The 20,523-nt window shown below is 46.4% G+C and carries 23 protein-coding genes, 1 tRNA gene, 1 rRNA gene and 1 riboswitch; of the genes, 4 read left to right on the top strand and 21 right to left on the bottom strand.

Annotated features, from left to right (window positions below):
- Positions 1–195 precede the first annotated feature (195 nt).
- From guaA to ULO1_RS00025, 6 genes are read right to left on the bottom strand one after another with little or no spacing between them, the layout of a single operon-like run.
- Positions 196–1,731 carry a glutamine-hydrolyzing GMP synthase gene (gene guaA / locus ULO1_RS00005; RefSeq protein WP_079932601.1) on the bottom strand — a complete coding sequence of 512 codons (1,536 nt, stop codon included), beginning with the start codon at positions 1,729–1,731 and terminating at the stop codon, positions 196–198.
- 20 nt (positions 1,732–1,751) lie between these two features.
- Positions 1,752–2,291, bottom strand: coding sequence for a hypoxanthine phosphoribosyltransferase (gene hpt / locus ULO1_RS00010; RefSeq protein WP_078665642.1), 540 nt, complete (start codon positions 2,289–2,291; stop codon positions 1,752–1,754).
- 56 nt (positions 2,292–2,347) lie between these two features.
- Complete coding sequence (locus ULO1_RS00015) at positions 2,348–3,034, bottom strand: hypothetical protein (protein ID WP_079932604.1); 687 nt, start codon at positions 3,032–3,034, stop codon at positions 2,348–2,350.
- A 51-nt stretch (positions 3,035–3,085) separates the two neighbouring features.
- Positions 3,086–3,409 carry a nucleotide pyrophosphohydrolase gene (locus ULO1_RS00020; protein WP_078665640.1) on the bottom strand — a complete coding sequence of 108 codons (324 nt, stop codon included), beginning with the start codon at positions 3,407–3,409 and terminating at the stop codon, positions 3,086–3,088.
- Positions 3,406–3,558 (bottom strand): hypothetical protein, encoded by a 153-nt coding sequence (locus ULO1_RS14630; protein WP_159071767.1) that lies wholly within the window; start codon positions 3,556–3,558, stop codon positions 3,406–3,408. The genes ULO1_RS00020 and ULO1_RS14630 overlap by 4 nt, the downstream gene beginning before the upstream one ends.
- Positions 3,559–3,614: 56 nt before the next feature.
- A complete protein-coding gene (locus tag ULO1_RS00025) occupies positions 3,615–4,487 on the bottom strand; it encodes a L,D-transpeptidase (protein ID WP_159446798.1) in 873 nt (290 codons plus the stop codon).
- A 142-nt stretch (positions 4,488–4,629) separates the two neighbouring features.
- Here ULO1_RS00025 and ULO1_RS00030 point away from each other — a divergent pair, with 142 nt between their 5' ends.
- Entirely contained in the window at positions 4,630–5,157 is a 528-nt protein-coding gene (locus ULO1_RS00030; RefSeq protein WP_079932609.1) for a manganese catalase family protein, read from the top strand.
- Positions 5,158–5,429: 272 nt separating this feature from the next.
- Here the strand turns inward: ULO1_RS00030 and ULO1_RS00035 are convergent.
- Positions 5,430–5,505 (bottom strand) — tRNA-Thr (locus tag ULO1_RS00035).
- A gap of 69 nt (positions 5,506–5,574) precedes the next feature.
- Between ULO1_RS00035 and ULO1_RS00040 the strand changes: the two genes are divergently transcribed.
- Entirely contained in the window at positions 5,575–6,162 is a 588-nt protein-coding gene (locus ULO1_RS00040; RefSeq protein ID WP_078665637.1) for a TetR/AcrR family transcriptional regulator, read from the top strand.
- Positions 6,163–6,178: 16 nt separating this feature from the next.
- Here ULO1_RS00040 and ULO1_RS00045 read toward each other — a convergent pair whose 3' ends face one another.
- From ULO1_RS00045 to ULO1_RS00065, 5 genes are all read right to left on the bottom strand, one after another.
- On the bottom strand, positions 6,179–6,364 hold the full coding sequence (locus ULO1_RS00045; RefSeq protein ID WP_079932612.1) for a hypothetical protein: 186 nt from the start codon (positions 6,362–6,364) through the stop codon (positions 6,179–6,181).
- Positions 6,365–6,447: 83 nt separating this feature from the next.
- Positions 6,448–7,653 (bottom strand): HD-GYP domain-containing protein, encoded by a 1,206-nt coding sequence (locus tag ULO1_RS00050; protein ID WP_078665635.1) that lies wholly within the window; start codon positions 7,651–7,653, stop codon positions 6,448–6,450.
- Positions 7,654–7,810: 157 nt separating this feature from the next.
- The gene (locus tag ULO1_RS00055) at positions 7,811–9,583 is read right to left on the bottom strand and encodes a peptidoglycan-binding protein (protein WP_079932614.1); all 1,773 of its coding nucleotides are present in this window, start codon (positions 9,581–9,583) and stop codon (positions 7,811–7,813) included.
- 124 nt (positions 9,584–9,707) lie between these two features.
- On the bottom strand, positions 9,708–12,011 hold the full coding sequence (locus tag ULO1_RS00060; RefSeq protein WP_079906136.1) for an RNA helicase: 2,304 nt from the start codon (positions 12,009–12,011) through the stop codon (positions 9,708–9,710).
- Between the two features lie 15 nt (positions 12,012–12,026).
- Entirely contained in the window at positions 12,027–12,476 is a 450-nt protein-coding gene (locus tag ULO1_RS00065) for a YkvA family protein (RefSeq protein ID WP_159446515.1), read from the bottom strand.
- An 84-nt stretch (positions 12,477–12,560) separates the two neighbouring features.
- Here ULO1_RS00065 and ULO1_RS00070 point away from each other — a divergent pair, with 84 nt between their 5' ends.
- Both ULO1_RS00070 and ULO1_RS00075 read left to right on the top strand, forming a co-directional pair.
- On the top strand, positions 12,561–13,421 hold the full coding sequence (locus ULO1_RS00070) for a radical SAM protein (protein ID WP_078665631.1): 861 nt from the start codon (positions 12,561–12,563) through the stop codon (positions 13,419–13,421).
- 84 nt (positions 13,422–13,505) lie between these two features.
- Positions 13,506–14,153, top strand: a complete 648-nt coding sequence (locus ULO1_RS00075) for a hypothetical protein (protein WP_078665630.1) — start codon at positions 13,506–13,508, stop codon at positions 14,151–14,153.
- Here the strand turns inward: ULO1_RS00075 and thiC are convergent.
- The 9 genes from thiC to rrf all read right to left on the bottom strand — a co-directional run.
- Positions 14,147–15,391, bottom strand: coding sequence for a phosphomethylpyrimidine synthase ThiC (thiC, locus tag ULO1_RS00080; protein ID WP_078665629.1), 1,245 nt, complete (start codon positions 15,389–15,391; stop codon positions 14,147–14,149). The two genes, ULO1_RS00075 and thiC, sit on opposite strands and share 7 nt — an antisense overlap.
- A gap of 1 nt (position 15,392) precedes the next feature.
- Complete coding sequence (locus ULO1_RS00085) at positions 15,393–15,809, bottom strand: hypothetical protein (RefSeq protein ID WP_079906140.1); 417 nt, start codon at positions 15,807–15,809, stop codon at positions 15,393–15,395.
- A 60-nt stretch (positions 15,810–15,869) separates the two neighbouring features.
- Positions 15,870–15,971, bottom strand: a riboswitch (TPP riboswitch).
- Positions 15,970–16,344, bottom strand: coding sequence for a PilZ domain-containing protein (locus tag ULO1_RS00090; protein WP_079932617.1), 375 nt, complete (start codon positions 16,342–16,344; stop codon positions 15,970–15,972). Its footprint overlaps the riboswitch before it by 2 nt.
- A 50-nt stretch (positions 16,345–16,394) precedes the next feature.
- Complete coding sequence (locus ULO1_RS00095) at positions 16,395–16,718, bottom strand: hypothetical protein (RefSeq protein WP_078665626.1); 324 nt, start codon at positions 16,716–16,718, stop codon at positions 16,395–16,397.
- Between the two features lie 89 nt (positions 16,719–16,807).
- Positions 16,808–17,323 (bottom strand): anaerobic ribonucleoside-triphosphate reductase activating protein, encoded by a 516-nt coding sequence (gene nrdG, locus ULO1_RS00100; protein ID WP_078665625.1) that lies wholly within the window; start codon positions 17,321–17,323, stop codon positions 16,808–16,810.
- On the bottom strand, positions 17,323–17,628 hold the full coding sequence (locus ULO1_RS00105) for a hypothetical protein (RefSeq protein ID WP_078665624.1): 306 nt from the start codon (positions 17,626–17,628) through the stop codon (positions 17,323–17,325). Before ULO1_RS00105 ends, nrdG begins: the two co-directional genes overlap by 1 nt.
- A 29-nt stretch (positions 17,629–17,657) precedes the next feature.
- On the bottom strand, positions 17,658–19,718 hold the full coding sequence (nrdD, locus tag ULO1_RS00110; protein ID WP_079932619.1) for an anaerobic ribonucleoside-triphosphate reductase: 2,061 nt from the start codon (positions 19,716–19,718) through the stop codon (positions 17,658–17,660).
- Positions 19,715–20,176, bottom strand: coding sequence for a transcriptional regulator NrdR (gene nrdR, locus ULO1_RS00115; protein WP_078665622.1), 462 nt, complete (start codon positions 20,174–20,176; stop codon positions 19,715–19,717). The genes nrdD and nrdR overlap by 4 nt, the downstream gene beginning before the upstream one ends.
- A 239-nt stretch (positions 20,177–20,415) precedes the next feature.
- Positions 20,416–20,523: ribosomal RNA gene (gene rrf, locus ULO1_RS00120) — 5S ribosomal RNA — on the bottom strand; the annotation flags it as partial.

The raw sequence follows: 20,523 nt of genomic DNA on the forward strand, positions 1-20,523 counted from the left end.
AGAACTGGAGTCCTTAATTACATATAATTACATAAATGTCATATATACCATAATGCGTAATGACCAAAACATAGTTGACTACCATTCATAAAATTAATGCAACGCTACTGAATAAAATAGTACGTTTTTAGTACGTTTTATAAAACATGAACCCTATAAACCTTTTAATATCAAGGTTTATAGGGTTTGTCTTAACTATTCCCACTCAATGGTGCCAGGAGGCTTAGAAGTTATATCATAGACAACCCGGTTCACATGGGGGACCTCATTGACAATCCGGTTGGAGATGCGCTCCAGCAGCTCATAGGGCAAGCGGGCCCAGTCCGCAGTCATACCGTCCTCACTGGTCACTGCTCGCACTACGATAGTGTATGCATAAGTGCGTTCATCCCCCATCACACCCACACTTTTCATGGAAGGCAGTACGGCGAAATACTGCCATACCTGTTTGTTCAAGCCCGCATTAAAGATCTCTTCAGTAACAATCGCATCAGCTTCCCGCAATATATCCAGTTTGTCCCTGGTAACCTCTCCCAAAATGCGTACCGCCAACCCGGGGCCCGGGAAAGGCTGGCGCCAGACGATCTCAGCAGGCAATCCCAGTTCCTCACCCACTGCTCGCACTTCATCCTTGAACAGCCAGCGCAGGGGTTCAATCAGTTCAAACTGCATGTCTTCCGGCAAGCCCCCCACATTGTGGTGGGTTTTGATCGTAGCTGCTGTTTCCGTGCCGCTCTCCACCACATCGGGATAGAGGGTACCCTGCACTAGAAAATCAATCTGCCCCAGTTTTTTGGCCTCATCTTCGAAAACATAAATGAATTCATTGCCAATCAGTTTCCGTTTGCGTTCCGGATCAGTAACCCCGGCCAGTTTTTTCAGGAACCGCTCTTCCGCATCCACATAAACCAGATTTATCTTAAACTTCTCGCTAAAGATTCGCCGTACCTGTTCGGCTTCCCCTTTGCGCAAAAGGCCATGGTTAACAAAAACACAGGTCAGCTGATCCCCTACTGCCTTGTGAACCAGTACTGCTGCTACGGAAGAATCCACTCCCCCCGAGAGGGCACACAGCACCTTGCGGTCTCCTACCCGCTCCCGAATTTCCTTTACTGTTTGTTCAATAAAGGAGCCCATATTCCAGGTACCATGGCAGCCGCAAACATTGAAGAGGAAATTGCGCAGCATCTCCTGGCCTTTCGGGGTATGCACCACTTCCGGATGGAATTGTACCGCATAGAGCTGGCGCTGGTAATCAGCCATAGCTGCCACCGGAGTATGTTCCGTCTGGGCTGTCACCTCAAAACCAGCCGGAGCAGCAGCTACAAAATCCCCATGGCTCATCCAGCACTGGGTAGGGCTTTCGATCCCGGTAAAAACTTGATCCTCTTTCAGGATGCGCAGCTCGGTTTTGCCATATTCCCGGTTAACAGCCCGGTCCACTTTGCCCCCCAGGGTATAAGCCATCAGCTGCATGCCATAGCAAATACCCAGAATCGGAATTCCCAGCTCAAAGATGGCGGCATCAATCCGCGGTGCTCCTTCTCCGTAGACGCTGGCTGGTCCGCCGGAAAAGACAATCCCTTTCGGATTCATGGCTTTAATGCGTTCCAGGGAAGTGGTATAAGGCAGCATTTCGCAATATACCCTGCACTCCCTGATGCGCCGGGCGATCAGCTGACTGTATTGACCGCCGAAATCCAGGACCAATACCATTTCCTGCTGTTGCATTTCTTTAATGGCCTCCTATCCTATTTCTGATAAGCTTCCGGTTTTAACACGCAAATATAGGGCAGGTTGCGGTATCTTTCTGCAAAATCCAGACCATAGCCCACCACAAATTCATCGGGAATGGTAAAACCGTTAAAATCAGCTTGAATATTCACTTTACGCCGGCTGGGCTTATTCAGCAGAGTTACAATCTTAACACTGGCCGGCCCCCGGGATTTCAGGTTTTCTACGAGATAATTCAAAGTGAGGCCACTGTCAATAATATCCTCAATAATCAGAACGTTTTTCCCCTCAATGCTGCAGTCCAGATCCTTTAAGATTCTAACCACACCGGAAGATTCGGTGGAAGAACCATAACTGGATACTGCCATGAAGTCTATTTCCAGTGGACAGGTGATCTGCCGAATCAAGTCAGACATGAACACAATAGCACCTTTCAGTATCCCCAGAGCCAAAATGGGCTTGTCCCCATAATAGGAAGAAATTTCTGCTCCCAATTCCTTTACTTTTGCCTGAATTTCCTCTTCTGACAATAAAATCCGTTCAGCCTCTGCGATCATGTTCTGTCCTCCCTGCAAGTTTGTTTTTCAATTTTAACACGGAAAAAGGAAACCGGTCAAGGTATGACCGGTGGTTTTAGTGGTTGATTAATCTGGTTGTGTCGCCGAAAATCCAGGTTAATAAAGATTTTTACCCCGGGATTTTTCTGATGAGTCCCGGTCAGCATTACTCGATAAAGTTTTCCTTCTTTTTGATCCAGCCATAATGTCCCCTTAAACTGACCAAAAGCCTGGTTCAGATAGGGATTGGTAATGCGTGGAGTAGTAGTGATACGATAGCAATTCACCCCTGCTACCTTTGCTTCCGTAATCTGGTCCGTTGCTTTTAGGCCCTGGCCCCAGTCCAGTAGGCCCCAGGATGAAAGCAAAATCTCAATCAAATCCTGGCTACCCGCCTGCGGTGGCGGCATTTGCTGCCAGCGACCATAGGGGTCTTTCAGATAAATTTTCCCCTTGACTTGATAGTAATCCAGAGGCGTTTTAAGCAGTTGGCCCTGCAAATGCACATCCTGGCCAACCTTTACTCCCTGCAGATCACTTAAATCCTGTTTTTTCCCATCCACCTCCAGCCAGGCGCGATTTTGAAATTCATAGCTCTGCAATTGCACCATCTGCCGGGGCAAGTTTTGCAAAATTTGTTCAGGGGAAAGAGGGCGGGTCAACCACCACCAGCTCGCAGCAGCCAGAACCGCTATAATCGCTAAGCTAAATGTTATGAAAATCCAGTTCCGGTTTTTCCCCATAATCCAGCCCCCTTCCCTCACTATCATCTTATGAGGGCCAGGGGGCTAATATTACTCGGATTCAGCTGTTATAGGCGTCCAGCGGTTTTTATCCCGGGTCCGGTACTTTTCCATCATCCGGTCCCAGGCTTCATCCAGATCTATCCCCAGAGAATTGGCAAAACAGACAACAATAAATAAGATATCCGCCAGTTCAAGAGCTATGTCTCCTGGCGGCTCCCCCGGTTTTTTGGGTTTCTCGCCAAACTGGTGGTTTACTTCCCGGGCCAGCTCTCCTACTTCTTCTGCCAGCCGCGCTACCAGGGTCAAAGGCTTAAAATAGCCCTCCTTGTACTGGCTGATATAGGCATGGGTCTCTTCCTGCAAGCGCTTCATCCGTCATCCTCCCTGTGACTCTTCTTGTTCATCATTGCCTCACTGCCTCCAGCCAGTGGGCCCCAGCCCAGTTGAAAAAATTCCTCTGCTGCCCCGATTCCCCCCCAGGAAGTCCAGGTTCCCCAGGATTTATGACCATGTCTTTTCATAACTGCACCTCCGGACTTTTTCTGTTATTATGCCCGGAAGAGTTATCAATCAATCTTTAATTATATATATTGCCATATACACCATCAGCTACATTTTCAGTACCATTAGGCTGGGGGAGCTGTATCACTGTTTGGATTTTGATGACTTTGGCTTTGTTCATATATTCCAGCTGGTAGCCCAAAGCGGACAGTACAGGCTGCAAAGGCAAGTATGGCCCATCGGCAAATAACTGAGGCGCAAGACAGCTCCTTGTTTCCCTGCCATTTATTTTAAGCCCCGGTTCGCTTAAAAACAACTCTAAAACCGTCTTTTCCCGGACAAACTGTATATATGTTCCTTTTATTATCATTTTCCCGGGAATAAACCAGGATAATTGTTGTGCCCGCAGATAAGCCTGCCCTTCCAGCCATCGTACATCCAGCCAGGCAGGGTAAAGTTTGCCATTAACCTGGACTTTTACTTTTTCCTTTTTCATGCCAGCCCTGCCGCTTTTTCTGATTTTTACCGGTGTTCCCCGGGGCACCTTTTCCTGTAACCACTTGGCATCATAGAGATTCAGGCGAATACAGCCATGAGACGCCGGCCGGCCTAACATTTGTACTGAGCGGCTGATCAGGCGTTTCCCGGTTCGGTCGAAAAGGATGGAATGAAAAAGATAATCCCCGTTGAAAGCGGAATAATATTTGGCTGAAACCCCATAATCAGTAACAAACATTGGCCCTTTGCCCTGGATGCGAAAATCCCCCACCGGTGTTGGCGTCCCCGGCGCACCGGTTGAACAAATCATGGCCCGCAGCAAGAGATTGTTATCATAGACCTTGACCATCTGGGTGCTTAAATCCACCTCAACCCTCATGGCAGCCTGAACTGCCGAAGGTAATAATAAACATGCTATAAATAGAACAATAAAATAAATTTCTCTGTTCATTCTCCCCACCCCTTCATAGAAAATAGCATTAAAGTACATCTATATATCTATGAGGGGCAGAATGGAGATAGAATTACTGATTTAACTTTTCACTTCTTCACATCATATCTTAAAGCATAGCATAACATAAGGGGTGATATTTATGCCTTTTCTAGCACATGCTCCTAACAAATATGCAGCTGCCGGGCCATATCCAGAAATAAAAGTAGTTTCTCCAAATCCTTACTATGCTGAGCTGTTGATGGATGATTATGCTGGATTTGTCAGCGAATTTACTGCAATAACCCAGTATTTATATCATCACTATAGAATAAAAAATAAAAAAATAGCTGAACTTTTAGAAGGTATTGCTATTACTGAAATGCATCATATGGAATTACTGGCAGAAACTATTGTACTTTTAGGTGGTGAACCAAGAATTCGAGGTGCTTTCAGCACCTGGGGGCACTACTGGAATGGCTGTTATATAAAATACGGTACAAGTGTTTATGATCAATTACAAGCTGATATTGAAGCCGAAAAACAAGCTATAGCTAATTATCGTCATCGTATTATGCAAATTGACGATCCTTATATCCAAAAACTTTTAGAGCGAATAATTAAGGATGAAGAGTTACACCTGGTACTTTTTCAAGAAGCTTCAAAAGATCTTTCTATTCCTTGCCGGTAATTCCTGTATTTAGGTAAAGGTGCCATCCTTTCTTGAACAATATAATAATGATTGGCCAGCTTTATCAGGATAATAACACTATGTTGTGCCTGGCCGGATGGTCGCCTCATGGATTCGGATTAAAACGTGAAGCAGCTGAAAAGCTCGACAAAATTATTACAAAAAAGTAAAATAGCATTGAGGCTTATTTATTTTGCTCTTTTTGGTTTGCAAACTGTTTGCAAATACAACAAAAAAGCCTCCGGTTAAACTCCCGGAAGCCTCGATTTCTCTGGAGCCGATGAGGGGACTCGAACCCCTGACCTACGCATTACGAGTGCGCCGCTCTACCGGCTGAGCTACATCGGCTTGCACCAAAAATAATACCTAAATCGCCCTTTATTGTCAAGTAAAAGCTATTGGTAAGAGGTGAAATAAATGGTCTCACCCCGACTTCAACAGATATTCAACAAAGCCCTGGAGGTATTTGCCGAAAAAGGCTATGCCGGAGCAGTAATGGATGAAATCGCTGCTCGTGCCCAGGTTGCCAAAGGAACTCTGTATTATCATTTTGACAGTAAAGAAGATTTATTTGCAAAGCTGATCAGAAATGGCTTGCAACCTTTGCTTTCCGCCGGCCAGCAAGCCTTGAACCACCCCTCACCCCAGGATATATATAGCCTTATAAAAGTACAGGTGAATTTTTTTGCTCATAATAAATTATTCTGCCAGGTGCTTTTAACTGAGGTCTGGGGAGCTTCAGAGCTGCAATACCAGTTTCGCTCCCAATTGAGTGATTTCATTTCCCTCTGGGCTGAAAGCTTACGCAAAGGCCAGCAGGCTGGCTTTATTCTACCTGAACTCGATTGTGAAACTGCCGCTGCTGCCTGTTTTGGTGCGGTTAGCATTGCCTGTTTACACTGGATCCTGAAACCGAATACACCCTCATTTCCCATCAATCATCTGGAAAATATCTGCCATCAACTAATAATATCCGGTTTAACAAATAATAAAGCAGGTCAGTAACGCCTGCTTTTTGCTTTTATTTTTTTATTAATTTTTCCTGTCCGGTTTTAATCTCTTCCAGTATTTTCTTAACCAAGGGCGAACCGGCAGGCAATCCTTGCTCCCTGGTAATATCCTTACCACAGTAGGGACAAATCCAGGTAAAATGGGAAGATGAACTATAGGAATCACCATAACAGTTCGGACAGATCTTACAATACACAGAACCCACCTCAGCATCCTGTTATACAATAACAGATTATTCGCCATGATTGCGTGAATTCCTGCTCATCTTTCACCTTTTTTTCAATTATTATTTTTCTTTTCCAGCAGCTCGCAAAAACAACGGACGATTTCAGGATCAAATTGCTGACCCGCACCTTTTTTAAGCTCAGCTACGGCTTCATCCTGGTCAAGGGCTTTACGATAAGCCCGGTCTGAAATCATGGCATCATAGGCATCTACCACTCCGATTATCCGTGCCCCTAAAGGAATATCTTTGCCTGCCAGCCCGTCGGGATAACCCTGGCCATCCCAGCGTTCATGGTGAGACCGAATCATAAGTGCTATCTCTTCAAATTGCTCCAGTCCAGCCAGAGCTTCCTGCCCTATAACCGGATGACGCCGCACTATATCCTTTTCTTCCGGACATAAACAATGGGGTTTATTCAGAATCATGCCGGCAATGCCTATTTTCCCAATATCATGTAAGGAGGCAGCCATTTCAATTTGTTCCACCAGTTCCTGAGGCAAATTCATATATCTGGCCAATAAACCTGCCCAGCGTCTGACCCGCTGGGAATGACCTCCTGTATACTGGTCCTTTAACTCAATTAATCCAACTAGAATATCAATGGTTGCCAGCATTTCCTCTGTTCTTTGTTGCAGTAGCATTCTTTCCTGGGTTTTGTCAATAATTATTTCCAGTACCTGCTCTACTGCACCATTTTCAATCAAGGGCACTGCTACTTGTTCTACAATCCGCCTTTGTCCTCCACTGAACTCTTCTTTAACCTGACTCTCTACCGCCTTGCTAACAAAAGCACGGGCTACCGCACACCCGGGACAAATGCTATTACGCCCCAAAATCTCAAAACAATGCCGCTCCAGAACTCGTTCTGTCGGCATTCCCACAATATCTATTGCAGCCCGATTTATCCGTTTAAAAGTGTAATCTTTATCTATCAAGGCATAAGCAATGGGAGTACTTTGAAAAATCGTCTCCCAGAGACGGTTTTGTTCTTCAAGATGTTTTTTAATCGCAACCAGCTCTTTATGTTGATTCAACAACTCTTCCTGGCTCAATGTAAGTCGGGCCAGCAAAATGCCAATTAATGGCGGTACCATATCCACCAGTAAAAACCAGGCCCGTCCAAAATGGGTCGCCCAAAAGGCCTGCCAGCTTAAAGTAACCCCTGTACTGAGCATTTCTACCACGGTAGCGAAAAAGGGTATGAGCAGACCGATAATAAAACCATATATGCCATTGATGATATAGCGTTTCTTCCTCATTTAGTGCCCCTCACTTGTTACTAATGTTACAAGCCCTCTATTACAATATTCGGCACAAAATCACAAAATCCTTCATTATTTTCGCTACAAGACTGAATTTTTTAGTCAATTTATTATTTAGAAAAACCGGACCAGTCGGCCCGGTTTTTCAGGATATTTATTGCTGTAAATATTGCTGAACCATCTGCCAGTAGGCAGAATCCTCAAAGCCCAGCCGCCAGATACCAGCACCGGCTAAACCATATTGTTTTACCAGCACCAGTCTTCTAGCATTGCTTTCTACGTTTTCAAACCAGACTTCATGTTTTTGTCCCTGTTCATCGGTGTAGGTAAACCAGGATTCCAGTGCTGTAGCATCCCAGTTAACTTTAACACCATATTGGGCTGCTCTGGCTACAGCTTGCGGATAGGTTACACTGCGAGCACCGGTTCCAACCCAATCATATCCATAAGTGGCCAGGCCCAGCAGAATTTTGGAAGCCGGCATTTTGCTGACCGCATATTTTACTACTTGCTCTGTCCAGGGATAAGAGGCAATAGGTCCAGCCGGGCCCCCAATCCAGTGTTCATCATAGGTCATGATCTGAACCAGATCAGCCCGCTGCCCAATAGCCGCATAATCATATCCCCCTGACCAGGAGCTGGTGGTATCATCCCTGGTTTTCGCCGGGATAGAAACTACAGTTAATAAGCCTTTTGCCCCTAGTTGCTGTTTCAGCTCACCCAGAAAAGCGAGGTAGTGTGGGGCATCTGCCGGATATATTCCTTCTACATCCAGGTTAACCCCTAGATAACCGCGATTCTGTACCTCATTCACCAGCTGGCTGATCAAACGCTGTCTTTTAGCGGGATCAGTCAGCACTGCCCGGGCCAGGTTTTTATCAAATCCTGCCCGATAATCAAAGTTGTGTAACAAAGCCAGTGGTTTGATCCCCCGGGCCCTGGCCTGCTGCAATGTATAAGCTTCCTGGTCAGCATTACCTTTCAGATTACCATTGTTATCAAAGGTATAGGTAAAGGTAGCTATTGCCCCCAGCCCCTGACTCTGGACCACACTCTGGGCCGAGCGGTTATCGCCTGGATAGTCAATAGCCGTATAGCCCAGAATCCAGGCGCCTTTTTCAGCACCACCCAGCAAATTGGTCAGAGCTTTAGCCTGAGTGCGGATTTTATTTAATTCCTCTTCAACTACTATGCCATCGACTTTTAATCCATTGGCTTTTTCCCAGGCCTGTACTGCCATTACCGTCAACAAACCATAATAACCGGTGGGTTGTACAGTCAGCAATCCCATGGTTTTCAGGGATTGCTGCAATTCCAGCACCAGGTTGGAACGCACCCCTAGCCCCAGTACGGCTGGGCGGGTTGCAGTTACCCCCCGGCTGACAGGATTCTGGCTGGCCATCAGTGCTGTCCAGGCCTGCTGGTTAACTACCCCGGTTGCCGCTAACCCCCTGGACTTTTGCCATTTTACCACTGCTGTTCTGGTCAAGGTACCAAAGTAACCGGTAATTGGCCCCTGGTAGAAACCGAGCTGATTCAGTTTCTGTTGCAGCCGTTTCACCTGTTCCCCGCGACTGCCCAACGTCAAATAGATCCGTTGAGCTGTTGCGGTTGTACCGCGAGTTACACTGACATTAAACAGGCGATTCCAGCTAACTGGACCGATTATTCCATCAGCAGGCAGGCCATTAGCCTTTTGCCAGCGCAGGACAGCAGCCCTGGTTTGAGTACCATAGTACCCCGTAATAGGTCCGACAAAATAACCAAGCTGTTTTAATCTGGTTTGTACCTGTTTAACAGCTTCACTTTTACTGCCTACTTTCAGTACAATTACTGTTGCTGATTCTGCCCTTAAGACAGGCATAAAGTTACCTAAAACCAGGGAGAAACTCAATACTAATAAAATCAGTCTTTTAAGATTAGTCATTTTATCCCCTCTCTTTCTCCGCTTTACTCCCCCTATGCTTTTATGGTAACACTGGTCAAGGTGTAACTCAAGGAACAAATCTTACCAAAATTAAAACCGCCGTTTTTAGCCGGCGGTTTTGGTTCTACAATACAAATTCTACCACATCGCGATCTATTAACTTAATACAATGACTGAGTTTATCCGCCAGACTGCGATCTGCTGCTGCTGCCCCCCGGATTTGCCGGAGTAAATCGATGGTACGGCGGAAGATGGAAACAATATCTCCGTCCTGCAGATTACAATAACTGCGCAGATCGGCGAATTCCAGGCCTGCGCTCCACTGGTAAGCCAGGAGGGAAACTTCAGGATGGAATTCTACCGTTACCGTATTCAGGATTTGCTCCTCCGCCCTAATCAAAGGCAACATCAGTCGGTAAATCCGTTCCAGATCATAAACCGGACCCTTTTTGAACCAGTCGTGTTTGCGGCTTTCATAGGCAATGGCCGCCACCAGAGCCACAATCTGCTCCGGTTCAAATTCATGAAAGACTCCATCAAAATACAATTCTGTTACCAGCAACTCCTGAACATAAATCTGGGTAGCAAACTTGCCCCGGGGAGTCAAGGCATTATTTTCATCCACAAAGCCTAATTTTTGCAAAAGCTGGCGCTTCAAACGAAAATCCCGGATGAAATTGGTTTGCTTGCTTAACCTCCCCCACTCTTTATATAATTCCTTCTTTTCCTCATCCAGGCGACGATATCTTTCCTGCTGGGCCTGACAGTGGCCCTGTTGCTCCGCAGTACATAAGCGGGGAACAACCTCCGCCAGCAAGCTTTCGTTCTGGCTGATACGCAGGGACAGTTCCTTGCGTTTGCTTTCATAACGTTTACTCCGCCCCCAGCGGGTACGGAAGAGACGGTTAAGCTCCCGCTTGTCAGCCTTCAGCCTGGACCAGGCAGTTTGATACTGCAAGGGACAGGTCAGATTGTAAATATCTTCACAGCGCTCTGCCAGGATTTGTGCCAGCTCCTGCTCCAGTTCTCGAATACGTTTTTGTAAAAAATCAGCTTTTCGGGAGGCCTGGAAATAGGCAAAGTTATGTTGCAAAACTTCCTCTATTTCTTCCTCGGTTTGGTGATGACCTATCAAATTCACTACCGAATTATACCCCAGGTTAAAGCGGCTTTGCAGGTTTTCCAGTTTTCTTTCATCTGGTTTTACCATCTTGTCGGGATTAAGCCAGTTTAAATCCACAATGGAAAATACAAAACCTTCAGTATCTATTCCCCGCCGTCCAGCCCGGCCTGCCATCTGGAAATACTCCTGATTGGTCATAACCCGAAAATCTTTGCCATCGAATTTTTCATTGGAATCAAAGCAGACAGTTTTCACCGGCATATTGATACCCACAGCAAAAGTTTCCGTACAGTAAAGGACTTTGATGAGGCGGGCCGTAAGCAAATCCTCAACCACTTCCTTTACTATAGGCAACATGCCGGCATGGTGAAAACCAATGCCTTTTAATAACACCCGACGTACTCGCTCTAAAGCCAGCAGGTTAGCTGTAACCCCCTGTTCTGCTGATTTGTTAGCCAGGTATTGTTCCACTTTAATTCGTTCATCTCTGGTCAGGAAATTGAACTTGCGGGATAGCTCATAGGCATAGTCTTCGCATTTTTTACGGCTGAAAACAAAATACAAGGCAGGCAGATATTCATCCTTTAAGAAACTGACCAAATCCACATGGGTGGTCGCAGGCAATCCTTTTCCTGCCGGAACTCCGCTCTCCGCCATCTCCTCCAGTTTTTGACGCCGGATTTTGATGGCTTTTTTCAGGTTACCAGCCCCCATGGTTTTTTCAAAAACAAAATGCTTTAAGGGAACAGCCCGTTGATGATGTTTAACTACCTTTACTTCTTCACCTTTAATCGAGGCAATCCACTCGGCCAGTTCTTCCGCATTGGGAATGGTTGCCGATAAACCTAAAATCTTAATATGTTTGGGCAAGAAGATAATAGTTTCTTCCCAGACACTGCCCCGGTCCAGGTCACTAATGTAGTGAATTTCATCCAGAATCAGGTAGCGTACCATATCCACAACCGGGTCTCTGGTCAAAATCATATTGCGAAAAATTTCTGTTGTCATTACCAGAATAGGGGCATTGCTGTTAATAACCACATCCCCGGTTATGATTCCCACAGCATCCTTACCAAAATAGTGTTTGAAATCCTTATACTTCTGGTTGGAAAGAGCCTTGATAGGGGCGGTATAAACAACCTGTCGCCCTTCCCGGTAACATTTTTCAATAGTGTAATCCGCAATCAAGGTTTTTCCTACTCCTGTTGGAGCAGAAACCAGTACCGACAGGTTATTGTCCACATAATCCATGGCCTGGCGCTGAAAGTCATCCAGCAATAAGCCGCGATAATATTTTTTATCCAATGCTTCCACTCCTCACTACCGGGAAATTTTGCGCCAATGCTCTCTGATTTTATTCCAGACCTTGTTAGTAACCAGTTTATCGACATTATTCAGGATTTTTTCCACCTGGGCCAGAACCTCTCCTGAACCGCTCCAGTGTTCCACGACAATATCAGGGGCTGCCTGTAATAAACGATTAATTACCAGAGCAGCTAAAATCAAATCATCCCCAAAACCAATAGGCCCTACCAGGATTTCCGGCAAAAAATCCAGTGGCAAGAAATAATAGGCAATTGCTCCCGCTATCCCATATTTAGCTGTAGCCGGAACCCGGGGGTCCCTTAATAAGCGCACCAGTAGAAGGAAGAAATCCGGCGCCAATAAAAGCAGGTCTACCAGTTTCCGGCTGGTTTCTCCCCCTTTTTCCTCCGCCCAGTTAGCTATCTTTAGTCTGATCCGGTCATAAAAATTATCCGCTCTGCGCATCTCTCTCACCGTCCTTATCTTCCTGTTACTATCTGTTACTATATAATAGCAAAAAATATGGTAAAATGAAACTGAGGTGATTTTATGGGTTACGTGGGTGCAATCTTTCGACCTCCCAGTGAAGCAGATAGCCTGATCCTCCAGGTAACAGTAGGCTGTTCTCATAATCGCTGTACTTTTTGTACCATGTACAAGGATAAAAAATTCGCTCTTAAACCTGTAGCTGAAATTAAGGAAGACCTGCTGTCCGCTACTCAATGGCCCTATTTCCGTCGCGTTTTTCTTGCTGATGGCGATGCCCTGGCCGCTCCTACCGATTATCTCCTTAACATCCTGGAGTTAATTCAAACACTCCATCCCCAGGTGAACCGGGTCGGCATCTATGCCAGCCCTAAAAGTATTTTGACCAAATCTGTACAAGAATTGCATTTATTGAAAGAAAAAGGGCTGGGCATTGCTTACCTCGGACTGGAAAGCGGCTCTGACCTGATTTTGAAAAAAATCAATAAGGGTGTAGACAGCCAGGCCATGATTGATGCTGCCGAAAAGGTAAAAGCTGCTGGCCTGCTTCTCTCTGTCACAATCATCAACGGCCTGGGTGGCAAAGGCCTCTGGCAGGAACACGCCCAGGCCACTGCCAGGGTCTTAACAGCTATGCAACCCCACTATCTCGGAGCTTTAACCTTGATGCTCGATCCCGCAGCTCCATTATATCAGGAAGTCCTACAGGGTACCTTCCAGCCCATTGATGAACGGACACTCCTGGCTGAACTGGAGCTTCTGCTGTCCCAGGTTGAACTGGAAAACTGTATCTTTCGTTCCAACCATGCTTCCAATCTGTTTGTATTAAAAGGCACTCTCAACCGGGACCGCGACCATTTGCTGGCTCAAATTCGGCAGGCCCCGGAACAAATACAGCGTTTCGGCTGGATTCCCCGCCTCTGATGTCGGAAAGAAGGGAAAAAGAGACATTTTTCTTAGCAGGAATATCCAGGCACGTCAGCGAATTACCTGGCTGGAGGTGTCAGTATGGCCAGGTACCGGCTGATTTTCCTGTTGGCCTTTTTCATAAACCTGCTTTACCCTGCATCCATATTTTCCGCTACTCCAGATTTTCCCGCTAGCAAACAGCTGGTACTAGCGGCTGTAAACTCATGGACCACTGCTCCTCGCCAGGCTCTCGAAATTACCAGCCAGTTTGCCGAATCTGACCTGAATCCAGAGCAATTGCTTCTGGCTTACCCCGCTTCGCCCTGGATTTTACGTCTGCGCTGGCTACAACACGACCGCAGTTTTTATTATTCTTCCCTCTATGAAGACGAAAACCACCGCGGTCTTTACCGCGGTGGTAACTGGTCGGGCTATCCCGCGCCCTATCTTTATCCGGGGCCTTTATCCCAATGGCCTTTGTTACCATGGCCCGGTTCGGAAGGTGAAATTCACTTCCTGGGCACCAAACAATATGCTGATCAGTGGGTTAAAGTCTATGACTTTCAGCCTCCGACGCCGTTTATTTCCCCTCACTGGCAAGGAAACGTCCAGGTAATTTCTTCCCGTTATCTGCTGTTTATTACTCAACAGCCCTTTCCTCGCCTGGTAGCCGGTGAATATTACTGGCGTTTACGCCTGAATAACCAGCCCCTGGTGGTGGCTATGAAAGCCCGCTTCAATTATTGACATTGCTTCATGGCACAAAACTCTCCGCACATAGAGCATTCTGCCCGGTGTCCCGGGTTTTTTCTTTTTCGCATTTCTCTAGCAGTAGCCTGATCCAGGGCCAGATTAAGCTGCTGTTCCCAGTCCAATTCTTTACGGGCCTTGCTCATCGCTTTATCCCAATTCCAGGCTTTTTCAATTCCTTTAGCCAAATCAGCGGCATGAGCCGCAATTCGGGTAGCAATTACCCCCTGCCGTACATCATCGGCATCTGGCAAGCCCAGGTGTTCTGCCGGAGTCACATAACAAAGGAAATCTGCCCCGGCAGCTGCAGCAATCGCTCCGCCGATAGCTGCCGTAATGTGGTCATGCCCGGCACCCACATCAGTAACCAGGGGGCCCAGTACATAGAAGGGTGCACCATGGCAAAGACGCTTCTGTAATTTAATATTGGTTTCAATTTGGTTTAAAGGAACATGACCCGGTCCTTCCACCATGACCTGAACTCCTTTGGCCCAGGCCCTTTTTACCAACCGTCCTAGTTCTAGCAGTTCAGCTATCTGCGGTCCATCGGTGGCATCAGCAACAGCACCCGGTCGCAGCCCGTCACCCAAACTCAGTGTAACATCATATTCCCTTACCAGTTCCAGTAACTCATCAAAATGAGCATAAAGAGGGTTTTCTTCGCCGGTTTCCTGCATCCAGCGAACGATAAAGGACCCACCTCGGCTGACTATACCACATACCCGCGGACTTTCCTGAATTTCCTCCAGCACCCGGCGATTGATGCCACAGTGAACAGTAATAAAATCCACTCCTTGCCGGCAGTGGTCCTCGATTACCTGAAACAGTTTATCTTTGCTGAGTTCCCCATAAAACCCGGCTTCGTAAATTGGCACTGTCCCTACTGGTACCGGACAGCGCTTTAAGATCTCCTGTCGGGCCCGGCGGAGATTGGGCCCCAGACTTAAATCCATAATGGCATCTGCTCCAGCAGCCAGAGCTACTTCCAGTTTCTCCAGCTCCTTTTCCACCTCCGGCCAGTCACCAGAGGTGCCGATATTGGCATTAACCTTGGTAGTCGCCCCATAGCCGATTAACTTGGGCTGGGCTAGATCCCTCTGTTTATTGGCCGGTAAGATCATAACCCCAGCGGCAATCCTTTCCCGCACAATTTCAGGAGCTATTCCCTCTGCTTCTGCCGCCAGTTTCATTTCCGCTGTTATTCTCCCAGCTCTGGCCAACTCCAATTGTGTCATCTCAATTTTCCTCCTTTGCCTTACTTGCTAATAAAAGTTTTTGCCCCAGACTATAGCTTTGATAACGCCATCTTTTTGCCTTAGCGGCCAGTTCCAGGTCGGAAAGCACTTTACTTCCTTCTTCAATCACCCGCAAAGACTCTGCCACACGGGAGGCATTGGCATTGATTAGTGCCTGCCAGGACGCCCTTTCCTGTTCTCGGAGTGTTGTCACTTCTGTTCCCGGATCCCCTTGGACATCCCTAAATCGCCAAATTTCCTCCGGCCGGGCCAGGCCTATTTCCTGTCGCAACTGCTTTAAAGCCTTCGCCAGTTCCTTCTCTTCCAGGATAAACCGAGCCATATCTTCCAGTACCCGCAATCCTTCCACACAGCGGTTGAAATTGGCATCTAGCATACGAAAAAATTTTTCGCGCATTATTATCCTTCCTCTCATAAATAAAAAACACCCGTCCCGAAGAGACAGGTGTAGAGTATACACTCGTTCCACCCACTTCCCTTCGCTGGTATTACCCAGATCAGGTACAAAGGGTTGAAGCCATAGCTTCTCTCAGCCTTTTGGGCACCCCTAGTGGTAACTACAAATATTCGATTAGCTGATATTTACTTTTTACCTGGTGGGCAATGTGTTCCCTCAGGGCTTGCCGTCGTGGCCCATTAAATCCAATAAACTGCACGCCTGTTAACCATCCCTCCTGCCAGGGCCGTGATCTTACAACCCGGCCTTTTAGCTTTAAAGTCCCCAGTTCAGGGATAGTTAATTCCAGAAGCAATATCATATTAACTGGTAAGCGCAGAGCTGAAAAAAAACTGAGACCTTCTTCTGCCAGGTCATAGGTCTGCCCCCGTCCCCGCTTACCACGTAAATGCTCAGTGGGATATGTGCCAAACTGGGCCACTTCAAAATACAACGGCAGCTGAGTATGCCAGCGAAAATGCCTGCGCTCAGCCATAGCCCTCCCTCCCAAAAGAGGTACTTTTGTCTAATTATAACATACAATTTCTACTGTTGCCACAATTTCTTTTTTTCCGCTTCAATAAAGGAAAGCATTTTTTCTTTCTCTTCCCGAACCTTTTCCATCAACTGGTCCACAATTTCTTCCACTTTTTCCCCATTATATGCCCGCTGACAGAGCTGGATTGCCTCCTCTTCAGCACAGCCCACAGCCCCTGCCAGTTGCTGAATACGCAAACGGTCAAAAACCACTTCATTATCTTTGATTTGAGCAAAACCGATAATTAATTTTATCAAGTGAATAGCGGTTCCCCGTCGAATGTCCAGCGATGAGCCATTGGGTATATTGTCCACAAACATATTCACTGCCATCTGTCTCCACCTCACCCAGTTTCTTTGCGCCAATATTATATCAGGAAGAATCTTTCTTTGCAAACAAAAGAGAGGCTTTTGCCTCTCTTTTACACCCCAAACTGGTTGTCATCAATAATGCATACGCTGCCACTAGCCAGAGATGCCGGTACATCAATCAGCCTTTGATTGGTAGAACCCCGGAAAGGCAGCCATAATGCTCGCTGTTCCTTTAAATAGGGACCATCCACCAGCACATCTGTTAACTGCAGCAGCTCACCGATAACCGGATTGCTTTCTGACATTCGCATCAATTGTTCCCAGGTATAGCCAGTAAAAACCCAGAGGTTTTTACCCTTCTCCCTGGCCCAGCGGGCGATAACCAAACAGGCTTCCGGCTGAAAGAAGGGCTCCCCACCTGAAAGAGTTATTCCTGTTGCCAGCTTGTCCCCTTCCAGTTCAGCAAAGACCTGTTCAAAGGTCCAAAGTTCCCCTCCTTCAGGGTCATGGGTATCAGGATTATGACAACCCGGACAGCGGTGGGGACAGCCCTGGGTCCAGATTACTGTTCTCAACCCTGGCCCGTCCACCACACTTTCAGTTGTAATTCCTGCCAGCCTGATCATCAGTTACACCCACATGTAATCCCCAGCGGGGAATGTTTCACCCTTTGGGCAATTTCCTGCAATTTAGCATCATTGCAATTAGATAATTTACAAAAATATCCTGTAACCCGCCGTACCCGTTCAATACTAGAAGGAGCAAAATGGGTTACTACTTTCACCTTTCCCTGAGGAGTCATATATACATCAATACCGGTTATCTCCAGGCCCCTGGCATTAGCTGCATAAAGAGCCTTCTGCCGATAATAGGCAATTTGCTCCGGAGTCAGTTCCGGCAATTTCTCCTGTACACATACAGCACTTTTCATCAATCAACACCCTCCTCTTCACTTTTTATCTAGTTAGTAGTACCCGTAGCGGGCCACTCCAGGTCATATTCTATTTCTTCTTCCATTACATTGATTGAACCACAGTTAGGACACTTATCGTGGTTAATAATCCCTAAGTAACCACAGACCTTACAAAAATCTATGGGAAAGTTAACTGCTCCATAGCCTACATCACAGGCTGCCATGTGCTTAATAATCGCTTCCAGGGCATCGATATTATGTTGCGGAGCAGCCGGTAACTCCAGATAAAGGATATGTCCGGCATTCAGGTACTTGTGATATTTCCCCTCAATCCTGGCTTTATCATACATCGAAATATTATACCACACCGGAATGTGCATACTATTTGTGTAGTACATGCGGTCTGTTACCCCGGGGATAATACCAAATTCCTTTTGGTCCAGTTTGGTAAATCGTCCTGCCAATCCTTCGGCAGGTGTTCCCAGTAAGCTAAAGTTCAACTTGTATTCCCGGGTATACTGGTCACATTTTTCCCGCATAAATTTGACTATTTCCACACCCAGGGCATCGGCCTCTTCTGACTCACCATGGTGTTTACCCAGCAGAGCTACCAGTGTTTCCGCCAAGCCGATAAACCCAATGGAAAGGGTGGCATGCTTAATAGCTTCATAAATTTCGTCATTGGGCCCTAGTTTATCACTATCGAGATAGAGATTCTGTCCCATCAGAAAAGGCATATCCTTGACTTTCAGCCGCCGCTGAATATCAAAACGGAACAACAACTGTTCCTTGACCAAATCCATCATTTCCTCTAGCAGTTCAAAAAACTTTTTGATATCACCCTGGGCCCTCAAGGCCAGTCGCGGTAAGTTAATGGTAGTAAAGGAAGCATTACCACGTCCTTCCGTTATCTCAGGCCCATTCACATTACCAATTACCCGGGTACGGCAACCCATATAGGCTACCTCCCCTTCTTTGCGCCGGGAATATGGCGCGTTAAAACTGCTATCCTGGAATGCATAAGTCGGGAACATTCTCCTGGAGGTCACCCGCAGGGCCAAACGGAATAAGTCATAGTTGGGATCTCCAGGGTCCATGTTTACTCCCTTTTTCAGCTTAAATATTAAATTGGGGAAAATCGGGTTCTCCCCACGTCCCAACCCGGCCTCATAGGCCAGTAGCAGGTTTTTGGTAACCATTCGTCCTTCTGGAGAAGTATCTGTTCCAAAGTTCAAACTGGAGAACGGCACCTGCGCTCCCGCTCGGGAATGCATGGTATTCAAATTAAAAATCAGTGCTTCCATAGCCTGATAGCACTCTTTATCTACCAGTTTTTCCAACTGCTCATCACTGATCTCAACCCCGACTTCCGCAAATATTTTGCGCTGTCTTTCCCGTTCCCTTTGTATAAACGGGGCCAGATCATAATCAAAATAGGCTACCGACTGTCCACCATGCATGTCGTTTTGAGATGACTGGATAATTACTGCTGTTAAATTAGCTGCCGATTTTATGCCCTTAGGACTGCGTATAAACCCATGTCCATTATTAAACCCATTTAGCAACAAACGCCCTAAAGGTATCTGAACACAGGTCAAGGTTTTGGCAAAAAAGTCCAGGTCATGAATGTGAATATCACCATTGATATGGGCCTGGGCATGCTTCTCCGGCATTAAACGGGTTAAATAGTATTTCTTACTGCCCGTAGAGGCTATTTGCAGCATTTTCGCCATCGGGCTATTCTGAACATTAGCATTTTCCTTGCTAGTCTCCACCAGGATTTCGGCTACTGCATCCATTAAATCGGATTGCGATTCCCTGATTCTAGTGCGTTTATTCCGATAAAGTATGTACGCTTTGGCAGTCTGGGCATGTCCATTTTCAATTAAAACCTTTTCCACTGCATCTTGAACATACTCCACAGAAACAGTACCTTCCGGCCCTTCGGGATGGCTCTCCAGGTATTTTACTACTTCAATCGATAGCCTGTCAGCCAATTGCTCATTGTCCCCACCAACTGCCCGAGCAGCTGCCATAATGGCATTTTTAATCTTCTCCCGATTAAAGGGAACCACCCGGCCATCCCGTTTTTTGATATAATGGATCATCCGCTCTCGCCCTCCAAAAAACGTTTAATTTCTTCCATAAACTCATTTACATCACGGAAACGGCGGTAAACTGAAGCAAAGCGGACATATGCTACCTCATCCACTGTTCTCAGCTTTTCCATCACAAGCTCTCCTAAATAAGAACTAGGTACTTCTTTGTCAAATTGGGTCCGCACCTGACTCTCTACCTCAGTAACTATTTTCTGTAACACTTCCATTGACACTGGTCGTTTTTCCACGGCCTTTACCAGACCGTGCATTAATTTTTCCGGTGAAAAAACTTCCCGGCGCCCATCGTTTTTAATAACCAGTAAAGGTCGCTCTTCTATCCTCTCATAAGTGGTGAATCGTTTACCGCAGTTCTCACATTCCCGTCGCCGCCTAATACTATTGCCTTCATCAGCGGTACGGGATTCCACTACTTTGGTAGCAGTTTCATGACAAAACGGGCATTTCATATGCTTCCCCGTCCTTGCGAAATTGTCAGAATATAGCTCTAGATATAGAGCATATTTCTTGGCTAAACCTATTTTATACTCTATATATGGGGTAAGTCAATAAATGCTTTGGAAAAATATTTTTAACTAGTGTAAGAAAACTAGCTTGTCCTTTATTTTTCTCCTGATTATACTTAAGGAATAATTTTCTTTGGAAAAAAACAACAGACCTTCTTATTTATGAGAAGGCCTGTTGTTGTGTCCGGCAGCGACCTACTCTCCCAGGACCCTGCGGTCCAAGTACCATCGGCGCTGGTGGGCTTAACTGCCGTGTTCGGTATGGGTACGGGTGTTGCCCCACCGCCATT

Origin of the sequence: Carboxydocella sp. ULO1 (genome assembly GCF_002049255.1) — a bacterium.
GTDB lineage: Bacteria > Bacillota.

What these genes read in the sequence shown, in the direction of transcription:
- guaA (WP_079932601.1), bottom strand. Translation starts at nt 1,731, where the DNA reads ATGCAACAGCAGGAAATGGTATTGGTCCTGGATTTCGGCGGTCAATAC.
- hpt (WP_078665642.1), bottom strand. Translation starts at nt 2,291, where the DNA reads ATGATCGCAGAGGCTGAACGGATTTTATTGTCAGAAGAGGAAATTCAG.
- ULO1_RS00015 (WP_079932604.1), bottom strand. Translation starts at nt 3,034, where the DNA reads ATGGGGAAAAACCGGAACTGGATTTTCATAACATTTAGCTTAGCGATT.
- ULO1_RS00020 (WP_078665640.1), bottom strand. Translation starts at nt 3,409, where the DNA reads ATGAAGCGCTTGCAGGAAGAGACCCATGCCTATATCAGCCAGTACAAG.
- ULO1_RS14630 (WP_159071767.1), bottom strand. Translation starts at nt 3,558, where the DNA reads ATGAAAAGACATGGTCATAAATCCTGGGGAACCTGGACTTCCTGGGGG.
- ULO1_RS00025 (WP_159446798.1), bottom strand. Translation starts at nt 4,487, where the DNA reads ATGAACAGAGAAATTTATTTTATTGTTCTATTTATAGCATGTTTATTA.
- ULO1_RS00030 (WP_079932609.1), top strand. Translation starts at nt 4,630, where the DNA reads ATGCCTTTTCTAGCACATGCTCCTAACAAATATGCAGCTGCCGGGCCA.
- ULO1_RS00040 (WP_078665637.1), top strand. Translation starts at nt 5,575, where the DNA reads ATGGTCTCACCCCGACTTCAACAGATATTCAACAAAGCCCTGGAGGTA.
- ULO1_RS00050 (WP_078665635.1), bottom strand. Translation starts at nt 7,653, where the DNA reads ATGAGGAAGAAACGCTATATCATCAATGGCATATATGGTTTTATTATC.
- ULO1_RS00055 (WP_079932614.1), bottom strand. Translation starts at nt 9,583, where the DNA reads ATGACTAATCTTAAAAGACTGATTTTATTAGTATTGAGTTTCTCCCTG.
- ULO1_RS00065 (WP_159446515.1), bottom strand. Translation starts at nt 12,476, where the DNA reads ATGCGCAGAGCGGATAATTTTTATGACCGGATCAGACTAAAGATAGCT.
- ULO1_RS00070 (WP_078665631.1), top strand. Translation starts at nt 12,561, where the DNA reads ATGGGTTACGTGGGTGCAATCTTTCGACCTCCCAGTGAAGCAGATAGC.
- ULO1_RS00075 (WP_078665630.1), top strand. Translation starts at nt 13,506, where the DNA reads ATGGCCAGGTACCGGCTGATTTTCCTGTTGGCCTTTTTCATAAACCTG.
- thiC (WP_078665629.1), bottom strand. Translation starts at nt 15,391, where the DNA reads ATGACACAATTGGAGTTGGCCAGAGCTGGGAGAATAACAGCGGAAATG.
- ULO1_RS00085 (WP_079906140.1), bottom strand. Translation starts at nt 15,809, where the DNA reads ATGCGCGAAAAATTTTTTCGTATGCTAGATGCCAATTTCAACCGCTGT.
- ULO1_RS00090 (WP_079932617.1), bottom strand. Translation starts at nt 16,344, where the DNA reads ATGGCTGAGCGCAGGCATTTTCGCTGGCATACTCAGCTGCCGTTGTAT.
- ULO1_RS00095 (WP_078665626.1), bottom strand. Translation starts at nt 16,718, where the DNA reads ATGGCAGTGAATATGTTTGTGGACAATATACCCAATGGCTCATCGCTG.
- nrdG (WP_078665625.1), bottom strand. Translation starts at nt 17,323, where the DNA reads ATGATCAGGCTGGCAGGAATTACAACTGAAAGTGTGGTGGACGGGCCA.
- ULO1_RS00105 (WP_078665624.1), bottom strand. Translation starts at nt 17,628, where the DNA reads ATGAAAAGTGCTGTATGTGTACAGGAGAAATTGCCGGAACTGACTCCG.
- nrdD (WP_079932619.1), bottom strand. Translation starts at nt 19,718, where the DNA reads ATGATCCATTATATCAAAAAACGGGATGGCCGGGTGGTTCCCTTTAAT.
- nrdR (WP_078665622.1), bottom strand. Translation starts at nt 20,176, where the DNA reads ATGAAATGCCCGTTTTGTCATGAAACTGCTACCAAAGTAGTGGAATCC.